Genomic DNA, 716 nt, shown 5'->3' with positions numbered 1-716 from the left:
ATCCCTCAGCTAACTGTTCTGCGGCTTGCGCAGGGGTAAAACCTGCAAAACCACATCACAACTAGTTCGCGATCACGTTCTTTCGTTGCGAAAAATCACAACGGAAAGATCCGTTCTCTTCATATTCCCTATTCACAATGTCAAACATCTCGTCTCCAGCTAATGCTGGAAGCCTGTATCTTCCAAATCTCTAGGTAACTTGCGTTACCATACCGTGTTGCCCATCCCGGACTGCGCGCCACATGACTGAAGTCACTGTGCGCATCCACCAAGGAATTGGTGGAGGTGAACGGGATCGAACCGATGACCTCCTGCTTGCAAAGCAGGCGCTCTCCCAACTGAGCTACACCCCCGTGATGGTGGGCCTGAGAAGAGTTGAACTTCTGACCTCACCCTTATCAGGGGTGCGCTCTAACCAACTGAGCTACAGGCCCGGTATGTTAGTTTAGCTTCGCTAATCTGAATGCTCCGCATTCAGGCGCATTGCCGTAATTCTCACTTAAGAGGGCCAACCCAATGCGCGGGTGGCTTACGGCAAGCTATAGCTTGCCTAAAACAATTTCGAGATTTGGAAGGGATGCGCGGACAGCGCCATGGTCTTTTCTTTTACTAGAGAGGATAGAAGTAAATCCATCCTCATCCTTGAAAGGAGGTGATCCAGCCGCAGGTTCCCCTACGGCTACCTTGTTACGACTTCACCCCAGTCGCTGACCTTA

General features: G+C 51.0%; 2 tRNA genes and 1 rRNA gene. All 3 read right to left on the bottom strand.

The features are described from left to right. Nucleotides 1-277: 277 nt before the first annotated feature. Nucleotides 278-353, bottom strand: a tRNA-Ala gene (locus ACXAIA_RS20650). 4 nt (nucleotides 354-357) lie between these two features. Further along, a tRNA-Ile gene (locus ACXAIA_RS20645) sits at nucleotides 358-434 on the bottom strand. 211 nt (nucleotides 435-645) lie between these two features. Further along, nucleotides 646-716: ribosomal RNA gene (locus ACXAIA_RS20640) — 16S ribosomal RNA — on the bottom strand; the annotation flags it as partial.

This window comes from Thalassospira sp. ABL2_045 (assembly GCF_056161285.1).
The sequence above is the reverse complement of the archived record's forward strand: the minus strand, read 5'-3'. Positions and strand labels throughout refer to the sequence as shown.